At 70.4% G+C, this 17,419-nt stretch carries 17 protein-coding genes and 1 riboswitch; of the genes, 3 read left to right on the top strand and 14 right to left on the bottom strand.

Translation table 11 applies throughout. From position 1 onward, the window contains the following. Positions 1-13: 13 nt before the first annotated feature. The 5 genes from ACIBAG_RS41590 to ACIBAG_RS41610 all read right to left on the bottom strand — a co-directional run bounded on the left by ACIBAG_RS41590 (position 14) and on the right by ACIBAG_RS41610 (position 5,207). A complete protein-coding gene (locus ACIBAG_RS41590; protein WP_399112790.1) occupies positions 14-673 on the bottom strand; it encodes a TetR/AcrR family transcriptional regulator in 660 nt (219 codons plus the stop codon). Between the two features lie 146 nt (positions 674-819). Beyond that, a complete protein-coding gene (locus tag ACIBAG_RS41595; RefSeq protein WP_399112792.1) occupies positions 820-960 on the bottom strand; it encodes an SCO1431 family membrane protein in 141 nt (46 codons plus the stop codon). Between the two features lie 103 nt (positions 961-1,063). Next, the gene (locus tag ACIBAG_RS41600; RefSeq protein ID WP_399112794.1) at positions 1,064-2,428 is read right to left on the bottom strand and encodes a peptidase C39 family protein; all 1,365 of its coding nucleotides are present in this window, start codon (positions 2,426-2,428) and stop codon (positions 1,064-1,066) included. Positions 2,429-2,674: 246 nt separating this feature from the next. Continuing rightward, the gene (locus tag ACIBAG_RS41605; protein ID WP_399112796.1) at positions 2,675-4,129 is read right to left on the bottom strand and encodes an amino acid permease; all 1,455 of its coding nucleotides are present in this window, start codon (positions 4,127-4,129) and stop codon (positions 2,675-2,677) included. Between the two features lie 124 nt (positions 4,130-4,253). Beyond that, on the bottom strand, positions 4,254-5,207 hold the full coding sequence (locus tag ACIBAG_RS41610) for a hypothetical protein (RefSeq protein WP_399112797.1): 954 nt from the start codon (positions 5,205-5,207) through the stop codon (positions 4,254-4,256). A gap of 252 nt (positions 5,208-5,459) precedes the next feature. Here ACIBAG_RS41610 and ACIBAG_RS41615 point away from each other — a divergent pair, with 252 nt between their 5' ends. Together ACIBAG_RS41615 and ACIBAG_RS41620 are read left to right on the top strand one after the other, a co-directional pair. Continuing rightward, a complete protein-coding gene (locus tag ACIBAG_RS41615) occupies positions 5,460-6,080 on the top strand; it encodes a uridine kinase (protein WP_399112905.1) in 621 nt (206 codons plus the stop codon). A gap of 432 nt (positions 6,081-6,512) precedes the next feature. Further along, a complete protein-coding gene (locus ACIBAG_RS41620; RefSeq protein WP_399112799.1) occupies positions 6,513-8,378 on the top strand; it encodes an AAA family ATPase in 1,866 nt (621 codons plus the stop codon). 25 nt (positions 8,379-8,403) lie between these two features. Here ACIBAG_RS41620 and ACIBAG_RS41625 read toward each other — a convergent pair whose 3' ends face one another. From ACIBAG_RS41625 to ACIBAG_RS41665, 9 genes are all read right to left on the bottom strand, one after another. Beyond that, entirely contained in the window at positions 8,404-9,492 is a 1,089-nt protein-coding gene (locus tag ACIBAG_RS41625; RefSeq protein ID WP_399112800.1) for a hemolysin family protein, read from the bottom strand. Further along, positions 9,489-10,814, bottom strand: a complete 1,326-nt coding sequence (locus ACIBAG_RS41630) for a hemolysin family protein (RefSeq protein WP_399112802.1) — start codon at positions 10,812-10,814, stop codon at positions 9,489-9,491. The genes ACIBAG_RS41625 and ACIBAG_RS41630 overlap by 4 nt, the downstream gene beginning before the upstream one ends. A 201-nt stretch (positions 10,815-11,015) precedes the next feature. Beyond that, positions 11,016-11,492, bottom strand: coding sequence for a PH domain-containing protein (locus ACIBAG_RS41635; RefSeq protein WP_399112804.1), 477 nt, complete (start codon positions 11,490-11,492; stop codon positions 11,016-11,018). A 19-nt stretch (positions 11,493-11,511) separates the two neighbouring features. Beyond that, complete coding sequence (gene hisG, locus ACIBAG_RS41640) at positions 11,512-12,363, bottom strand: ATP phosphoribosyltransferase (RefSeq protein WP_399112806.1); 852 nt, start codon at positions 12,361-12,363, stop codon at positions 11,512-11,514. A 49-nt stretch (positions 12,364-12,412) separates the two neighbouring features. Beyond that, a complete protein-coding gene (locus tag ACIBAG_RS41645) occupies positions 12,413-12,685 on the bottom strand; it encodes a phosphoribosyl-ATP diphosphatase (RefSeq protein ID WP_007491392.1) in 273 nt (90 codons plus the stop codon). Positions 12,686-12,719: 34 nt separating this feature from the next. Further along, on the bottom strand, positions 12,720-13,205 hold the full coding sequence (gene ribH / locus ACIBAG_RS41650; RefSeq protein WP_003988915.1) for a 6,7-dimethyl-8-ribityllumazine synthase: 486 nt from the start codon (positions 13,203-13,205) through the stop codon (positions 12,720-12,722). Positions 13,206-13,230: 25 nt separating this feature from the next. After that, complete coding sequence (locus ACIBAG_RS41655; protein WP_399112809.1) at positions 13,231-14,646, bottom strand: bifunctional 3,4-dihydroxy-2-butanone-4-phosphate synthase/GTP cyclohydrolase II; 1,416 nt, start codon at positions 14,644-14,646, stop codon at positions 13,231-13,233. Further along, a complete protein-coding gene (locus ACIBAG_RS41660) occupies positions 14,643-15,284 on the bottom strand; it encodes a nicotinamide riboside transporter PnuC (RefSeq protein WP_399112811.1) in 642 nt (213 codons plus the stop codon). Before ACIBAG_RS41660 ends, ACIBAG_RS41655 begins: the two co-directional genes overlap by 4 nt. Further along, positions 15,281-15,898 carry a riboflavin synthase gene (locus ACIBAG_RS41665; RefSeq protein WP_399112812.1) on the bottom strand — a complete coding sequence of 206 codons (618 nt, stop codon included), beginning with the start codon at positions 15,896-15,898 and terminating at the stop codon, positions 15,281-15,283. The genes ACIBAG_RS41660 and ACIBAG_RS41665 overlap by 4 nt, the downstream gene beginning before the upstream one ends. Before the next feature lie 147 nt (positions 15,899-16,045). Further along, positions 16,046-16,176: riboswitch (FMN riboswitch) on the bottom strand. 438 nt (positions 16,177-16,614) lie between these two features. Here ACIBAG_RS41665 and ACIBAG_RS41670 point away from each other — a divergent pair. Continuing rightward, entirely contained in the window at positions 16,615-17,370 is a 756-nt protein-coding gene (locus ACIBAG_RS41670) for an NAD(P)H-binding protein (RefSeq protein WP_399112814.1), read from the top strand. Positions 17,371-17,419: the final 49 nt, after the last annotated feature.

The following is a 17,419-nucleotide window of genomic DNA, read 5'->3' on the forward strand; positions in this document are numbered from 1 at the left end:
CTGTCCGGCCGGGTCAGTCGTCCCGCCGGGCGGGGTCGGGCGCCTTGTAGGAGGGGTCGAGCTCCTCGATGGCGCGCATGGCGCCGCCCAGGGTCTTCACCAGCAGCTCGCGCATGGTGTCGCGGGGCAGCTCGGGGCGGTCGATCCAGTCGAGGGTGGCGCCCTCCACGCTGCACACCCAGGCGAGCAGGCCCATGCGGGCGATGGGGGCGATGTCGGTATGGCCGTACGCCCCCTCGGCGATGGTCGCCACGATCGCCTCGCGCACCCCGTCCCGCACGGCGTGCACCTCGGCGTCGAAGCCGACGCCGCCGCTGACGATGGTGCGATAGGCGGCCTGGTTGTGCTCGGCGTAGCGGAGATAGCTGTCGATGGTGCGGTGGACCCGGTCCACCGGCGGCAGCTCGACGCCGCCGGCCGCGTACGTGACCAGGTCGGCGACGGAGTCCTGGATGATCGCCAGGTAGTAGCCGCGCTTGGACTGGAAGTAGTAGTAGATGAGCCCCTTGGCGACATGTGCCTGCCGGGCGATGTCGTCCATGGAGAGCGCGTCGTACGACGTGTCGGCGAACAACTTCCGCCCGATGGTGATGAGTTCGGCGCGACGCGCCACCGAACGCTCGGTGCCGCGGGAGCGCGGACGGGCCGCGTCACGCTGTTGACTAATATTCAATTTCGACCCTGGATTCCAACGGGCGGCGGGACATCGGCAGTATGGCAGACCTGCACCAGCTGCTCGTTCGAGTCTGATCGACTCTGTTGGGGCCACTCACCGCCGGGTCGGCATATGTCCGGCCAAAGAGCTCTGTGTGTCTCAGCTCACAGCAGACCGAGCTGGGTGATGAGCATCGCGACGACCACGACGAGGGTCCAGCCCAGGACGTGCTCGGCGATCTTGGGGCCGTCTTCCTCGGGGCCGCCGGTGCGGACGCGGGCGGCTGTGGCTGAGTGCGCGGTCATATGCCCACCTTGCCACCGGGAGCGGCCTTTGCGGTGGAGACGTTGCTCACAGCACAAAGGCCCCGGTTGCCCGGGGCCTTTCCGTTCGTCCGCGCCCGGCGGCTCAGCGCACGCCCACCGCGGCGAGCGCGGCGCGCTGGCGCGCGGTCGGATGTGCCGGGAAGTAGAGGTAGCAGACCCCACCGGTGCCGGAGACGACCTTGCCCGCGGCGTTGTACCGCTTGGTCCGCAGCCAGATGTTCTCCCACTCGCGCCGCCGGTAGACGCGCCGCACCGCCTCGTTGCTCGGCGAGTTCGGGTCGTTGGCGATCACGTCGCCGTCGGCGGTGAACCCTATGACGGTCATCAGGTGCCCGGCGGTGCCGTAGCCTGCCCCGGTCAGCTCCTCCTTGAGGAAGGACTGGGACGTTATGGCCGGGATGCCGGCCGCGATCAGCGTCTCCAGATCGGTGAGGGAGCCGAGCCGGGTGACGACGCCCCGGAGGCCCTCGAAGGTGGCCGCGTAGGCGGCGTTGAACGGCCAGTTGCCGCAGCCCTCGTACTGGTAGTCGTAGGTGAACCGGGCCGCGTGGCAGACCTGCGGGTCGGCGAACGCCGGGTCGACCCAGGCCAGCTGCTCCGGGGTGAGGCGACCGCCCCAGTACTCGATGATCATCTGCGAGGAGGTGGGGCTGCACCAGGCCTCGCCGCCGTTGTCGTACTCCGGGTACTGCCCGATGTGGGTCTCCTGCGAGTACCGAGGGACGATCAGCTCCCGGGCGAGACCGGGGGTGGAGGCCGGGACGGTGAAGCGGTCGGGGACGTCGGAGCCCATGGCGCCGACCCGCCAGACCTTGGGGGTGAGCTTCGTGCCGGGCTTGCGGTGGAGGGTCAGCCGCAGCCGGTAGGAGGTGAGGCGCAGTCCGGTGGCCGGGTCGTCGACGGCGAACGTGTCCGTCCAGATGCTGCTCCTGCCGTCGCTCTGGTCGTCGACCGAGGTCCGCCTGATGTCCTGGTCGCCGGCGGCCCAGCGGCCCATCACGTACCAGGGGGTGTCGGTGCCGTCGGAGTACGTCCCCCGCAGCTCGATCTGGAGCCAGGTGCCGTCGGGGGTGTGCGCGTTCCAGGAGGCGATCGCCTCGGTGGCGGGGACCGAGAGGCGGTGGACGGGGGACGTCCAGGTCGCGTACTCCCAGCGGGCGGTCCGGCCGGTGTGCGGGTCGGTGTAGTCGGTGGTGCCGGCGGGCGAGGCGATCACGATGCCGGGGCGGCTGCCCGCGACGGCCCGGGTGCCCTCGGCGGTGCCGCGGCACCAGTCGGCGTACGTGGTCCAGGCACGGTTGTCGACGGTGCGGGCCGGGGTGTCGGCAGGGGCCGCGGCATCGGCGCCGGCGTCTGAGGCGACGGCGGGGCCCGCGCTGCCGGCGACGGCTGCGGCGAGGGCGGCGGTCAGGACGGCTCTCCGGGACGGCTGTTCGGCTCTGCTCATGGGCGGAAGACCCCCAGGTGTCCGAGTCGGGCGATTCCGGTGCACGGCTGTCCGCCAACTATGGACGCAGGCGGCACCGTCTGCCAGCACTTCGGCCCTGGCGCGCCTACGAATATTGGTGTCGACCACTGGCACGACAGGGGGCGGCTCTTCGGGCCGAACGCCTTACGAGCGGGACGAGATGAGCGGGACGAGACTCTCGGCGTACGCCGCAGGAACGGCGTACGCCGAGAGGGTGACAGTTCGTCAGACGAGGTCCATGGCCGCGACCTCGTCCGGGCGGCCGTAGCTGACCGGTCCGTGGAAGCGGCGGCGGGCGGTGGTGAACCACCACACCGTGGCCACGGCCAGGACGACGGCCAGGGCGATCGGGGCGTAGTTGAAGGAGCGGGCCGTGATCGGTGAGGCGTGCGGCAGCATGAACAGGACGCTGCTGAGCAGGATCCAGGTCACGGCGACGGTCCCGACCGGCCGTCCCCAGCGGCCCAGGTGCCAGGGCCCCGGCTGGAACTCGTCCCCCAGTCGCAGCCGGAGCAGGATCGGGACGGCGTAGGCGAGGAAGAGTCCGACGACGTTGACGCTGACGATGGCGGTGAACGCCGTCTGCGACCACCAGCCGGGCAGCACGAGCGCCAGCGAGCAGGCCACCGCCAGCCACACCGCCTTGACGGGTGTGCGGGTGCGCGGCGAGACCGAGTGCCACCAGCGGGAGCCCGGCATCGCGCCGTCCCGGGAGAAGGCGAAGATCTGCCGGGTGTTGCTGGTGAGATTGGCCAGGCCGCAGAAGAGCATGGCGCCGATCACGATCAGCAGCAGCGCCTTCGCGGTGCCGACTCCGAGGCCGTCGATCAGGATCCGTACGGGAGGTGCGTCGGCGCTCGCGACCCGGTCGTAGTCACGAATGCTGTAGACCAATGCGAGCATCAGCAGCAGTCCCGCGATCGCCGAGTAACCGATCGCCCGCGTGATCCCCTTCGGCGCGTTGACCGTCGCCCGAACCGTTTCCTCGGACATGTGGAAGCTGCCGTCGAAGCCGGTGAAGGTCCAGCTGGTGACCAGCAGCCCGAGCATCCCGCCGTAAAGCCCGCTCGTGAAACCGGTGTTGTTCACGAAATGCGTGACGAAGGAAGCCGACTGATGATGTTCGGGCATGACGATCAGCGCGCTGACGATCACCACGAGTCCGATCAGCAGCCACCACACGGAGATCCGGTTCAGTACGGCGACCAGCTGCACGGTGTAGGTGTTGGCCAACCCCTGCAACACGATGATCAGGGTTGTGATCAGCACCGTTCGGTGGGGCGTCGGCTCGTACGACGGCCACTGCAGGGCCATGAAGGCCTGGAGGAAGGTGGCGGCGGCGTATCCGGTGGCCGCCGTGCCGCCGACCTGGCCCACGAAATTCAGCCAGCCGGTGTACCAGGACCAGGCGCCCTTGTGCCGTTTGGCGAGCTTTCCCGCGGAGAAATACAGCGCGCCGCTCGTCGGATAGGCCGAGGCGACTTCCGCCATCGATGCTCCCACGAAGAGCACCATGACGGAGACGCCGATCCAGCCGAAGACGAGAATGCTCGGGCCGCCCGCGTTGAGACCGAACCCGATTCCCGAAAAGATACCCGAGATGATGTTGATGATGGTGAACGAGATGGCGAAATTGTCGAATGCCTGAAAACGACGCGTGAGTTTTCTCGGATAACCCATCGCGTGCAGGGTCGCGTCGTCGTCGAGCTCGATCGGAACCGCTCCCCCGCGCGCTCGGGCACGCGGAGCCGTTATCCCTTCTGACACGGAACGGACCTTTCTCTTGGTGGGGGGTTGCGATGCGTCAGACGGGCGGCACCGGCAGCCTGCAGGCGCGGCGCGCCCGGGACAGCTGCTCGGCCGGGTCGCCGAAGACGCACCAGGGCATGCGGGAGGCGTACGGCCCCATCGCCGTGAAGGCCGCGCGTGCCTCCTCCTCGCGCCGGGCCATGACCAGGGCGTGTGCGAGGTAGGCCAGGTCGAGGACGGGGGTGAACCGGTATCCGGCCACCGTGGCCAGCCAGTTCTCGTGGATCGCCAGGGCGGTGGAGCGCCACTGCGGTTGCTCCCAGACCCGGTCGGCGAGCAGCTGGGTCGGGTCGTAGCACTCGACCAGGGCGACCAGCGGCAGCAGGCGCAGCGGTGAGTCGGCGGGCGCGCGCTGGCCGAGGAAGGCGGCGACGTCCCAGGCGGCGGTCACGGAGCCGCCGTAGCGCGGGAAGAAGCAGGCCAGGAAGCGGTGGTGGGCCTCGCGGTGCCAGAGGTCGAGCGAGAGGATGTGGGCGAACAGACGCCAGGGCCCGGGCGGCGCGGTGAGCAGGCCGCGCGGCGCATGGTCGCGCAGCCGGTGCAGCCGCGCCATCGCCAGCTTGGCCACCCAGGGCGTGGGATCGGCGGGGTCGGCCGTCGCGGCCCGGTCGCAGGCGGCCAGCGCTATCCGCTCCAGCGCCTCGGTGCGCGGGTCACGGGCGTCGGCCGCGCGCAGCGCCCGCAGCACGGCCACCCGGGCCCACAGCAGCTCGGCCTCGGGGCCGGGCTCCTCGGCCAGCCAGCGCTCGACGAGGTCGGAGTCGGCGGCCTCCGAGGCGAGCACCAGAGAGCGGTGGGCGCGCAGGCCGAAGTCGCCGCGGGATTCGGCCAGGGCGTCACGGGCGCTCAGATAACGGCCGGCCCGGACATCGACGCATGCGCTCGCGAGCAAGCGGTCGTCGGCCGCCGGATGCCACACATACTGCCCTTCGAATAACCCCGCGGCCATCTGTCCCAGCCCATCCCCGTTACGGCGTCCCACAGTTGTGCACCTGGCACCTTACTCACCGCGGGTCACAACCGGAACGCACATTTCGCGGTGGCGGCCGGAGTTTTTCGGTGGCATTGCGGACACCGGCGGCTAGTTCAAAGCGACACGTTTTCTGTTCTCGTCCGGCCATCCCGCTCCAGTACGCGCTTTCCCCTCAACTAGAATGTTCCAACGAAATATGCCCACCCCTGCTCAACTCCGGGAAAAACGATTCACGACCTCGCCACCCGGCTCCGCCGTCTCCCCCCGTCCTGCGGCCCGGTCCGACTGATCGGCGTCGACGGGCACGCCGGCTCCGGAAAGTCCACGTTCGCCGGGCAGTTGGCCCGGGCGCTGGGCGACGCCCCGGTGCTGCACCTCGACGACATCGCGAGCCATGACGAGTTGTTCGAGTGGACCGGACGCCTGCTGACCCAGGTGATCGAACCGCTCGCCCGCGGCGAGACCGCCCACTACGCCCCCTACGACTGGCGCGCGCGCCGCTTCGGACCTCGCCTCCCCGTCCCGGCCGCACCGGTGGTCGTCGTCGAGGGTGTCGGCGCCGGCCGCCGTGCGCTGCGTCCCTACCTCTCCCGTTTGCTGTGGATGGACATGCCGCACGAGGAGTCCTGGGCCCGGGGCCGCTCACGGGACGGGGAGGAGCAACGGGAGTTCTGGGACGGGTGGGTCGCGGCGGAACAGAGGCACTTCGCCGACGACCCCTCCCGACCGTTCGCCGACCTCCTGGTTCGGCAGTGCGGCAAGGGGTATGAGGTGCTTACTGGGCCTGCCGGGACGGTTGGACCGGACCAGCCGTTCACTCAGGGTGACGACCCATCGGCAATGTGCTGAACTTGTGAAGAGCCTTGCGGGACAACTTCCCGGAGTGCTCCAACTCGGCTTGACCCGGGGGCCGTACAGGACTTACGTTCTGAATGTGCGGCCAATCGAGGTCGCCCCCAGACGCGAAGCCCCCGGTTGTTCCCCCGTGATCGGGGGCTTCGTTCTGCCCTCACATCTCTTCTCCCGCGCTGTGAGGCGCGATTCGCTCACCCTCGGTCACCGAACGCGGTACACGCGCTCGGCCCCCACCTCGTCAAACGGCCGGTGCGGCACCCTGGGGCGGGCCATACCCGCGCAGGTACGATGCCCTCGGTGCGACCTACGGACGGCTGCTCTGCGCACCGCTGCAACTCCGGTCCGTGGTACGGCGGTTCGAACAAAGGCGGCCCTGGGCGACGGCCCGGCGGTCAACCGACGGGGGCACGGTTTGTGGGGGACGTGATGGACTTCGGCATGCAGGGGCCCGAGGCCCCGGCCGACCTCGCCTGGCTGCGAGGTGTGGATGCCTACACGATGGGGGCCTATCCGCAGGCGGAGGAGGAGTTCCGCACCGCGGTGCGGATCGATCCCGGGATGGCCGACGGCTGGCTCGGCCTGCACGCGCTGCGCGTCGACACGACGACCGCGCTGCTGCGGATGTTCCGGCACCGGGACCGCTTCGGGGAACAGCGCGCCCGGCACCGGCGGACGCTCAACTCCTGGTACTGGCTGGGCTGGTGGGTGCAGCCGGTCCTGGAGAGCCCGCGCGATCTGTTGCTGGCCCACGCCTCGCACTGGCTGGACGGCCGGCACGTCCCGGAACTGGACCGGGCACTGGCCGGGCTGCCCCCCGTGGACGCCGACCACCAGGTGCGCTTCCTGCACTCCTGCCGCGCCTATCTGGTCAAGGACTGGGAACAGCTCGTACGGCACACCGACCCGCTGCTCGACGACCCGATGCTCGGCATCGAGGCGGGCCTGTTCGGCGGCATGGCACGGGTACGGCTGGAGATGTACGGGCAGGCCGAGCCGCTCCTGTCGGCCGCGCTGATGCGCTGCCGCAGCGAGCAGCCGCAGCGCAAGGAGTTGCGGTACTGGCTGGCCCGGGCGCACGAGGGCACGGGCCGGTCCGCGGCCGCCTTACCGCTCTACCGTGCCGTGCACCGCGTCGACCCCGCCTTCATGGACACTTCGGCCCGGCTCGCGGCGATCGCCGAGGGCGACGGATACGACGACCCCGCCGACCTCGCGGCGATCACACTGACCGGCGTGGGCCAGGACATGGCAGACGGCCCCGACGGGCTCGATCCGCTCTTCGGCACGGAGGGACGGGACCTCCGGCTGCCGGACGCCGACCTTCCGCCGACCGGGCCGTTGCCGTCGGTGGTCGATCCGGCGGTGCGCGAGAAGACGGCCGTGTCGTCGCAGCCGCTGCCCGCCGGCCCCACCGATCCCGGGTTACTCGAGGAGGCGCTCGCCGAGCTCGAGCGGATGGTGGGGCTGGAACCCGTCAAACGCCAGGTCAAGGCACTGTCCGCGCAGCTGAACATGGCGCGGCTGCGCGCCGGGCAGGGGCTGCCGGTCCAGCCGCCCAAACGGCACTTCGTCTTCTCCGGGCCCTCGGGCACCGGCAAGACCACGGTCGCGCGCATCCTGGGCCGGGTCTTCTACGCCCTCGGGCTGCTCGGCGGCGACCATCTGGTGGAGGCCCAGCGGGCCGACCTGGTCGGCGAGTATCTGGGCCAGACGGCCGTGAAGGCCAACGAGCTCATCGACTCCGCGCTCGGCGGTGTCCTCTTCGTGGACGAGGCGTACTCCCTCTCCAACTCCGGCTACGGCAAGGGCGACGCGTACGGCGACGAGGCCCTGCAGGTACTGCTGAAGCGGGCGGAGGACAACCGGGACCACCTGGTGGTGATCCTGGCCGGGTATCCGGAGGGCATGGACCGTCTGCTGGCGGCGAACCCGGGCCTCTCCTCACGCTTCACGACTCGCGTCGACTTCCCGTCCTACCGGCCCCTCGAACTCACCTCGATCGGTGAGGTGCTCGCCGCGGAGAACGGGGACGTGTGGGACGAGGAGGCGCTGGACGAGCTGCGGTCGATCGCCGGGCACGTGGTCGATCAGGGGTGGATCGACGAGTTGGGGAACGGGCGGTTCCTGCGGACGCTGTACGAGAAGAGCTGTGCGTATCGGGATCTGCGGCTGACCACTTATCCGGGGGCGTTGACGAGGGACGACTTGTCGACACTTCGGTTGCCGGATCTGATGCAGGCGTATGGAGAGGTGCTGTCGGGGCGGGGGCCGCAGGATCCGTCGGCGATGTGACGGATCCTGCGACTCCGTATCCGGGTCAGCCGGCCAGCGCCCCCTCCGGCTCCCCGCTGCTCAGCCGCGGACTCGTCACCCGCACCTCCGGCAGCTCCCGATGCGCCGGATCCCGTACCTCGCCGACCAGCAGCTCCAGTACGTCCTCCAGCGCGACCAGCCCCAGCACCTTCCCGGACGTGTCGGCCACCTGGGCCAGGTGCGTCGCGGCGCGGCGCATCACCGTCAGGGCGTCGTCCAGGGGGAGCTCGGAGCGGAGGGTCGTCATCGGATGCCACAGCTGCTGGGGCACGGCCCGCTCCGACTCCTCCAGGTCGAGTACGTCCTTCACGTGCAGGTAGCCCATGAAGGCGCCGTTCTCCGCCGCCACCGGGAAGCGCGAGTACCCGGTGCGGCCGGTGAGCTCGACGATCTGGCCGGGGGTGACCGAGGGGCTGACGGTGACCAGGGACTCGCGTTTCAGGAGCACGTCCGTCACCGGGCGGGAGCCCAGTTCCAGGGCGTCCTCCAAACGTTCCTGCTCCTCCGGGTCGAGCAGTCCCGCCTGCCCGGAGTCCTCCACGAGCCGGTTGAGCTGCTCGCTGGTGAACACCGCCTCGACCTCGTCCTTCGGCTCGACGCGGAAGAGCCGCAGGATGGCCTGGGCGACGGCGCCGAGGGCCACGGTGATGGGCTTGCAGAAGCGGGCGAACCAGACCAGGCCGGGGCTGAGCCACAGCGCGACCTTCTCCGGGGCCGCCATCGCCAGGTTCTTCGGCAGCATCTCGCCGATGACCAGATGGAAGAAGACCACCGCGGCGAGCGCGATGACGTAGGTGAGCGGGTGGATCATGCCGTGCGGCAGGTGGATCCACTCGAACACCGGCTCCAGCAGGTGCGCCACCGTCGGTTCGGCGACCGCGCCCAGCGTCAGCGAGCAGAGCGTGATGCCGAACTGGGCCGCCGCCATCATCTGCGGCAGCCGCTCCAGTCCGTACAGCACCTGCCGGGCGCGTGCCGTGCCCAGCGGTTCGATCTGGCTGCGGCGGACGGAGACGAGGGCGAACTCGGCGCCGACGAAGAAGCCGTTGGCGAGCACGAGCAGCGCCGCGAAGGCGAGTTGGAGGACGCTCATCGGGCGACCTCCACCACGGGACCGGTCCGCACCAGGCGGACCCGCTCGGCCCGGTAATGGCCGACCCGGCGCACCGACAGCCGCCAACCCGGCAGCTCCGCCTTGTCGCCGACGGCCGGGATACGCCCGAGCAGGTCGGCGACGAGTCCGGCGACGGTCTCGTACGGCCCCTCGGGCACGTCGAGCCCTATGCGCTGGAGGATGTCGACCCGGCAGCTGCCGTCGGCGTCCCAGGCGGGCCGGCCCTCCTCCGGCGGTGCGGCGGCGAGTTCGGGCAGGTCCTGGCCGTCGTGTTCGTCGCGGACCTCGCCGACGATCTCCTCGACGATGTCCTCCAGGGTGACGACTCCCGCCGTGCCGCCGTACTCGTCGACGACGACCGCGATGGGCTGCTCGCTGCGCAGCTGGGCGAGGAGCGGCTGGACCGGCAGGGTCTCGGGGACGAGCAGCGCCGGGCGGGCGATGCGGCCGACCGGGGTGCGCAGCCGGTCACTCGAACGGATCGCCAGCGCGTCCTTCAGATGGACCATGCCGACGATTTCGTCGATCTTCTCCCGGTAGACCGGGAAGCGGGACAGACCCGTGGCCCGGGTCAGGTTGACGACGTCCTCGGCGGTCGCCGACGAGTGCAGGGCGCTCACCTTCACGCGAGGCGTCATGACGTGCTGCGCGGTCAGTTCGGCGAGCGACAGCGTCCGTACGAAGAGGTCGGCGGTGTCCTGCTCCAGGGCGCCGGCCTGGGCGGAGTGCCGGGCCAGGGAGACGAGTTCGTCGGGGGTGCGGGCGGAGGCCAGCTCCTCGGTGGGCTCGATGCCCAGGGCGCGCACGAGGCGGTTCGCGACCGAGTTCAGCGCGGCGATCACCGGGCGGAACAGACGCGCGAAGACGTGCTGCGGGCCGGCGACGAAGCGCGCGACCTGCATCGGCCGGGACACCGCCCAGTTCTTGGGCACGAGCTCGCCGATCACCATCTGCACGGCCGACGCCAGCAGCATGCCGACGACGACAGCGACACCGGGTACCGCGCCCTCGGGGATGCCGATCGCGGTGAAGGGGCCGCCCAGCAGTTCCGCCAGCGCCGGTTCGGCGAGCATGCCGACGACGAGGGAGGTGATGGTGATGCCGAGTTGGGTGCCGGAGAGCTGGAAGGACAGCTCCCTGAGCGACTCGACGACCCGGTGGGCCCGTCGGTCGCCCTCGGCCGCGGCCTTCTCGGCGTCCGTCGCCTCGACCGTGACCAGGCCGAACTCGGCGGCCACGAAGAAGCCGTTGGCGAGAATCAGGAGGAAGGCAGCTGCCAGGAGCAGCAAGGGGATGGTCATGACGCGGCCGCCCCGGTATGTCGGGAGGGGGCGGCGCAGGTACTACAGGACGATCCGTCCATCGCTGGAGGGAGTCACTCCTCGGGTAGCAGGAACCTCTGAAGACCGGTCGGAACATCAGTGGCGGAGGCGCCACAGATACGCCTCCGCCAACAGATTAATCAAGACATGGGGATTTACGGCAGGGTGAACGTCCCTCGGTCAGCCCTGCCGGTCCCCGGGTTCGGTGACGGACCGGGCCTCGGCGAGCGCCCGCAGGGCGCGCGCGTCGGCGATGGCGCGCTGCTTGGCGATGCCCGGCTGGATGCCGAGCGCGGGCAGGCTGGTGCCGTCGCTGAGGTTGAGGAACACCCAGGGATCACCCGGGCGGAGGTTCACCTGAAGGATCTCGGCCCAGTCCAGACGGCGGCTGCTGGCGATGTTCACCACGGTGACGCCGGACTCGTCGGCGACGACCTTGACGCGCGCCAGCATGGCCAGCACGCCGAACATGAGCGCGCCGGTGAGGATGAAGCTGAGGCGTTCGCCGGGGCCGAGCTTCTCCAGCAGCAGCGCGATCGCCGTGATGACGACGAAGATCGCGCTGCCGGCGGTGAGCAGGACGGCCCGGGTGCGGCCCGGCCGGAATGTGACGGGCAGAGTGGGCGGTTCGGAGGACACGGGTCGTTCGGAGGACATCGGTGTACGGCTTCTCGGTTCAGAGGCGGCAGGCGTGGATGGCCGTGGTCAGGATGGCCCGGGCGCCGATGTCGTACAGGTCGTCCATGATGCGCTGGGCCTCCTTGGCGGGAACCATCGCCCGGACGGCGACCCAGCCCTCGTTGTGCAGCGGCGAGACGGTCGGGGACTCCAGGCCCGGCGTGAGCGCGACGGCCTTCTCGAGCTGCTCGACGCGGCAGTCGTAGTCCATCATCACGTACGTCCGGGCGACCAGGACGCCCTGGAGGCGGCGCAGGAACTGCTGCACCTTGGGCTCCTCGCCGTCCGCGCCGGTCTGGCGGATGACGACGGCCTCGGACTTCATGATCGGCTCGCCGACGACCTCCAGGCCGGCGTTGCGCAGCGAGGTGCCGGTCTCGACGACGTCCGCGATGACCTGGGCGACACCGAGCTGGATGGCGGTCTCGACGGCGCCGTCGAGGTGGACGACGGAGGCGTCGACGCCGTGGTCGGCGAGGTGCTTGGCGACGATGCCCTCGTAGGAGGTGGCGACCGTCTTGCCGTTGAGGTCCGCCAGGTCGTGGCCGACGATGCCGGGCTTGGTGGCGAAGCGGAAGGTGGAGCGGGCGAAGCCCAGCGGCAGGATCTCCTCGGCGTTGGCGCCGGAGTCGATCAGCAGGTCGCGGCCGGTGATGCCGATGTCGAGCTGGCCGGAGGCGACGTAGATGGCGATGTCGCGGGGGCGCAGGTAGAAGAACTCGACGTCGTTCTCGGGGTCGACGATCCGCAGTTCCTTGGACTCGCGGCGCTGCTGGTAGCCGGCCTCATGCAGCATCTCCGCCGCAGGGCCGGACAGTGAACCCTTGTTGGGGACGGCGATGCGCAGCATGAGGTCGGCTTCCTTCGTTCGCTCTTACGGGTGTGCGGTTGCTGGGTGCTCAGAGGTGGGCGTAGACGTCGTCGAGGGAGATCCCGCGGGCGACCATCATCACCTGGACGTGGTACAGCAGCTGCGAGATCTCCTCGGCGGCCGCTTCCTTGCCCTCGTACTCGGCGGCCATCCAGACCTCGGCGGCTTCTTCGACGACCTTCTTGCCGATGGCGTGGACGCCCTTGCCGACCAGTTCGGCGGTGCGGGAAGTGGCGGGGTCGCCGTGTGCGGCCTTGTGCTGGAGCTCGGTGAAGAGCTCCTCGAACGTCTTCTTGGACATGGTGACGCTCAGCCTATGCCACATACGGGATTCGTCAGCGCCATGGTTCAGATACTGAGCGGAGGGTCGCCGCCGTCGCCACGGCCGCCGTCACCGCCTCGTGCCCCTTGTCCTCGTTGGAGCCCTCGATGCCCGCCCGGTCCAGGGCCTGCTCCTCGGTGTCGCAGGTCAGCACGCCGAAGCCGACGGGGACGCCGGTCTCGACCGAGACCTGGGTCAGGCCCTGGGTGACGCCCTGGCAGACGTACTCGAAATGGGGGGTGCCGCCGCGGATGACCACGCCGAGCGCCACGATCGCGTCGTAGCCGCGCCCCGCGAGGACCTTGGCGACCACCGGGAGTTCCCAGCTGCCGGGGACCCGCAGCAGGGTCGGCTCGTCGATCCCCAGGTCGTGCAGGGCGCGCAGCGCGCCGTCCACCAGACCGTCCATCACCTTCTCGTGCCACTGCGCCGCGATGACCGCGACCCTCAGGTCGCCCACATTGCGTACGGACAGCTCCGGTGCGCCCTTGCCGCTCACGTTCTTGCGTCTCCTCGGTGTGCTCTTACTGGTTGGTGCAGGTGGACAGGGCGGCCTCGGGGGCCGGGTCCAGCCAGGGCAGGTCGTGGCCCATCCGGTCGCGCTTGGTGCGCAGGTACCGGAGGTTGTGCTCGCCCGCCTGTACGGGCATCGGCTCCCGCTCGGTGACCTTTATGCCGTGCGCGAGCAGGGCGTCGGACTTGTCGGGGTTGTTGGTCAGCAGGCGCACGCTGCGCACGCCCAGGTCCGCCAGTATCTGTGCGCCGGCGCCGTAGTCGCGGGCGTCGGCGGGCAGGCCGAGTTCGAGGTTGGCGTCGAGGGTGTCACGGCCGCGTTCCTGGAGTTCGTACGCACGCAGCTTGGACATCAGGCCGATGCCCCGGCCCTCGTGTCCGCGCAGGTAGACGACGACTCCCCGGCCCTCGGCGCGGATGCGCTCCAGGGCCGCCTCCAGCTGGGGGCCGCAGTCGCAGCGCAGGGAGTGGAAGACGTCGCCGGTGAGGCACTCGGAGTGGACGCGGGCGACCACGTCCTCGCCGTCGCCGAGCTCGCCGTGGACGAGGGCGACGTGCTCGACGCCGTCGACGGTGGAGCGGTAGCCGTACGCCGTGAAGGTGCCGTGGGCGGTGGGCAGATGGACCTCGGCCTCGCGGCGGACGGTGGGTTCGACGGTGGGCTCGGTGAAGACCGGCTCGTGCTCGGCCGGTGGTGCGGCCTGCTCCGGCGACTCGGTGCCGCGGAGGTGGGCGATGAGGTCCTCGATGGAGATGATCGTCAGGCCGTGCTTGCGTGCGAACGGGATCAGCTGGGGCAGCCGCAGCATCTCGCCGTCCGCGCCGGCGATCTCGACGATGGCGCCGGCCGGGCGCAGCCCCGCGAGCCGGGCCAGGTCGACGGCTGCCTCGGTGTGGCCGTTGCGGACGAGGACGCCGCCGGGCCGGGCGCGCAGCGGGAAGATGTGGCCGGGGCGGACGAGGTCGGACGGCTCGGCCTTGCCGCTCGCGAGGAGCTGGAGCGTGGTCGCGCGGTCGGAGGCCGAGATGCCCGTGGTCACGCCGTGCTCGGCGGAGGCGTCCACGGAGACGGTGAACGCGGTCTTCATCGACTCGGTGTTGTCGTCGACCATCTGCTGCAGCCCAAGCCGGTCCAGCTCCTCGCCCTCCATGGGGGCGCAGATCAGGCCGCGGCACTCGCTCATCATGAAGGCGACGATCTCGGGGGTGACCTTCTCGGCGGCGATGACGAGGTCGCCCTCGTTCTCCCGGTCCTCGTCGTCGACGACCACGATCGGGCGGCCCGCGGCGATGTCGGCGATGGCCTGCTCGACCGGGTCGAGCGTGAGGTCCTCGGGGCCTTGGGTGGGGTACAGGATCGGTGGGATCGAAGGGGTGGCGCGGAGCGCCTCGTTCGGGGTGGTGGTGGGAGACGGGTGGGCGGTCATGCCGGCGCTCCTTCCAGGACGGGCCGCGCGTCGTTGCGGGAGCGCAGCCACCAGTCGCGCATGCCCCACAGGACGAGTGCGCCGTAGATGACGTAGACGAAGCCGGAGAAGGCGTAGCCGTTGGCGAAGTTGAGGGGGACGCCGACCAGGTCGACGAGCAGCCAGGCGAACCAGAACTCGACCATGCCGCGCGCCTGGGCGTACATGGCGACGATGGTGCCGACGAATATGTAGGCGTCGGGCCAGGGGTCCCAGGACAGGGTGGGGTACGCCTTGAAGAGCAGCGCCACCGCGACGGTGCCGGCGGCTGCCGCCGCGACCATGGCCGCGCGCTCGCGCCAGGTGGCGAACCGTACGGCGATGTGCCCGTCCTCGGCCTGACCCTTGCCGCGCTGCCACTGCCACCACCCGTACAGGGCGACGAGCATGACGACCGCCTGCTTGCCCGCGCTGCCGGTGAGATGTCCGAAGAAGGCGCCGAAGAGGATCAGGCCGGCCAGGAACTGGACGGGCCAGGTCCATATGGAGCGCCGCCAGCCGAGGGCGAGGGCGGCGAGGCCGAAGAGGTTGCCGACCATGTCGGACCAGAGGATGTGCTGGCCGAAGAGGGTGAAGGCCTCGGAGTTCAGCGAGTTCACCGGGCCGTCGCCCCTTCGGAGTCGGCCCGGTCGCCCAGCATCCGCTCGACGTACTTGGCGATGACGTCGACCTCGAGGTTGACCGGGTCGCCGGGCTGCTTCTGGCCGAGCGTGGTCAGGGCGAGGGTGGTCGGGATCAGGCTGACGGTGAAGAAGTCGGGCCCGGCGTCGACGACGGTGAGGCTGATGCCGTCGACGGTGATGGAACCCTTCTCGACGACGTACCGGGAGAGGTCCGCGGGGAGCGAGATCTTCACGATCTCCCAGTTGTCGGAGGGCTTGCGCTCCAACACCTCGCCGGTGCCGTCGACATGGCCCTGCACGATGTGCCCGCCGAGGCGTGCGCCGACGGCGGTGGGGCGTTCGAGGTTGACGCGGGAGCCTACGGCCAGGACGCCGAGGCTGGAGCGGTCGAGGGTCTCGGCCATGACGTCGGCGGTGAACTCGTCGCCCTCGTGGTCGACGACCGTGAGGCAGACGCCGTTGACCGCGATGGAGTCGCCGTGCTTCGCGCCGTCGGTCACGACGGGGCCACGCACTCGAAAGCGACAGGCGTCGTCGAGGGTCTCGACGGCGGTGATCTCGCCCAGCTCTTCGACGATTCCGGTGAACACTTCCCGGGTCCTCCTGCCTCATTCGGGCACGGACTCCGGGGCCTGTCGATGACGACAGAATGTACGAGCAGGGACACCGGGGGCGACGCCGGACAGGGCTCGCCTCATGGACGAACCGGTACGGCGGCGCGCATGAATGCCCGCCCGCCGCGCACTGCCTCCCATCCGGACTTTAACCGTCGGTCCAGGAATTTCACCTGGTCAACCGGCCGCTGGAGGCGACCGGGTCGCGGACTGTAACCGCCGGTTCGGACTTTCACCGACCCCGGAGTGCGCTGCTTCTGGTACAGGGCCAGTGTGCCACGCCTGATCGGCATCCATGCGGGTGAATACTGTGGGCTGCCTCACAGGCCGCGCCGCAGACCTTGCGCACCCCGTCTCGACGGCCCAACTTCCGCGCCGGGCAGCGGGCTTGAGATTGGTCCATACCTATTGACGCTATGGTCTAGTCCTCTCTAGGGTCGGCGCAACTGACGACGGTGCGGAACCCCCTCACTCTCCGCGGCCTCTTCCCGTGGGGAGCGGAGGGCACGCAGACGGCCCGGTGGCGGTGACGACGGCCCTTGCCCGCCGCCGGGTCCCCCAACTCCCGCCGCCGCAGGTTCCGGCCCGCAGCGACGCAGGACCGTCTGTCACATTTCCGCACCGGGTACTCGTCCCAGCTGACGAGGGCGCCCCGTCCGGGGGCGCCCGGCGTCCGAAGGGGCTGAAGCGACATGACCACGATCCTGGTGACCGGCGGCACCGGAACACTCGGCCGGCTCGTCACCGAGCGGCTGCGGGCGGACGGGAACGAGGTGCGGGTGCTCAGCCGGCATGCCCAGCCGTACGCCGTCGACCTGCGCAAGGGCGGTTCCGGGCTGGATGCGGCGGTTGCGGGTGTGGACACGATCGTGCACTGCGCGAGCTCGCCGGGCGGCGGTGACGAGGAGGCTGCCGCGCATCTGATCGCGGCGGCACGGAAGGCCGGAGTACGGCACCTGGTGTACATCTCGATCGTCGGCGTCGACCGGGTGCCGTTCGGCTACTACCGGAGCAAGCTCGCCGTGGAGCGGCTGGTCGAGGAGTCGGGGCTGGGCTGGACGGTGCTCCGGGCGACGCAGTTCCACGACTTGCTGGTGAGGGTGTTCGGGATCGTGTCCAAGCCGCCCGTCATGCTGCTGCCGGCCCGGGTGAAGGACCAGCCGGTCGAGGTGGCCGAGGTCGCGGACCGGCTCGCCGAACTGGCTCCGGGAGCCCCGGCCGGGCGGGTCGGGGACATGGGCGGCCCCGAGGTGCGGACCCTCGACTCGCTGGCCCGCGCCTACCTGAAGGCGACGGGCCGCAGGCGGCTCGTGGTGAGCGTGCCGCTGTGGGGGAAGGCGTACCGGGGTTTCCGCTCGGGTGGCCATCTGACGCCGGGGCTCGCGGTGGGCAAGGTGACGTTCGAGGAGCATCTGGCGCGGCTCGTCGGGGGTGGGCGCGACGCCTGACGGCGATCCGCGGCACGTCGGTGCCGTCGGGTTCTCGCGTACGGCGGGG

Source organism: Streptomyces sp. NPDC051243 (assembly GCF_044455405.1).
In the GTDB taxonomy this organism is placed as follows: Bacteria; Actinomycetota; Actinomycetes; order Streptomycetales; family Streptomycetaceae; genus Streptomyces.

Bases quoted from the DNA above. Each gene is read 5' to 3' on its own strand.
- ACIBAG_RS41595 (WP_399112792.1), bottom strand. From the start codon at position 960: ATGACCGCGCACTCAGCCACAGCCGCCCGCGTCCGCACCGGCGGCCCC.
- ACIBAG_RS41600 (WP_399112794.1), bottom strand. From the start codon at position 2,428: ATGAGCAGAGCCGAACAGCCGTCCCGGAGAGCCGTCCTGACCGCCGCC.
- ACIBAG_RS41605 (WP_399112796.1), bottom strand. From the start codon at position 4,129: ATGGGTTATCCGAGAAAACTCACGCGTCGTTTTCAGGCATTCGACAAT.
- ACIBAG_RS41610 (WP_399112797.1), bottom strand. From the start codon at position 5,207: ATGGCCGCGGGGTTATTCGAAGGGCAGTATGTGTGGCATCCGGCGGCC.
- ACIBAG_RS41620 (WP_399112799.1), top strand. From the start codon at position 6,513: ATGGACTTCGGCATGCAGGGGCCCGAGGCCCCGGCCGACCTCGCCTGG.
- ACIBAG_RS41625 (WP_399112800.1), bottom strand. From the start codon at position 9,492: ATGAGCGTCCTCCAACTCGCCTTCGCGGCGCTGCTCGTGCTCGCCAAC.
- ACIBAG_RS41630 (WP_399112802.1), bottom strand. From the start codon at position 10,814: ATGACCATCCCCTTGCTGCTCCTGGCAGCTGCCTTCCTCCTGATTCTC.
- ACIBAG_RS41635 (WP_399112804.1), bottom strand. From the start codon at position 11,492: ATGTCCTCCGAACGACCCGTGTCCTCCGAACCGCCCACTCTGCCCGTC.
- hisG (WP_399112806.1), bottom strand. From the start codon at position 12,363: ATGCTGCGCATCGCCGTCCCCAACAAGGGTTCACTGTCCGGCCCTGCG.
- ACIBAG_RS41645 (WP_007491392.1), bottom strand. From the start codon at position 12,685: ATGTCCAAGAAGACGTTCGAGGAGCTCTTCACCGAGCTCCAGCACAAG.
- ACIBAG_RS41655 (WP_399112809.1), bottom strand. From the start codon at position 14,646: ATGACCGCCCACCCGTCTCCCACCACCACCCCGAACGAGGCGCTCCGC.
- ACIBAG_RS41670 (WP_399112814.1), top strand. From the start codon at position 16,615: ATGACCACGATCCTGGTGACCGGCGGCACCGGAACACTCGGCCGGCTC.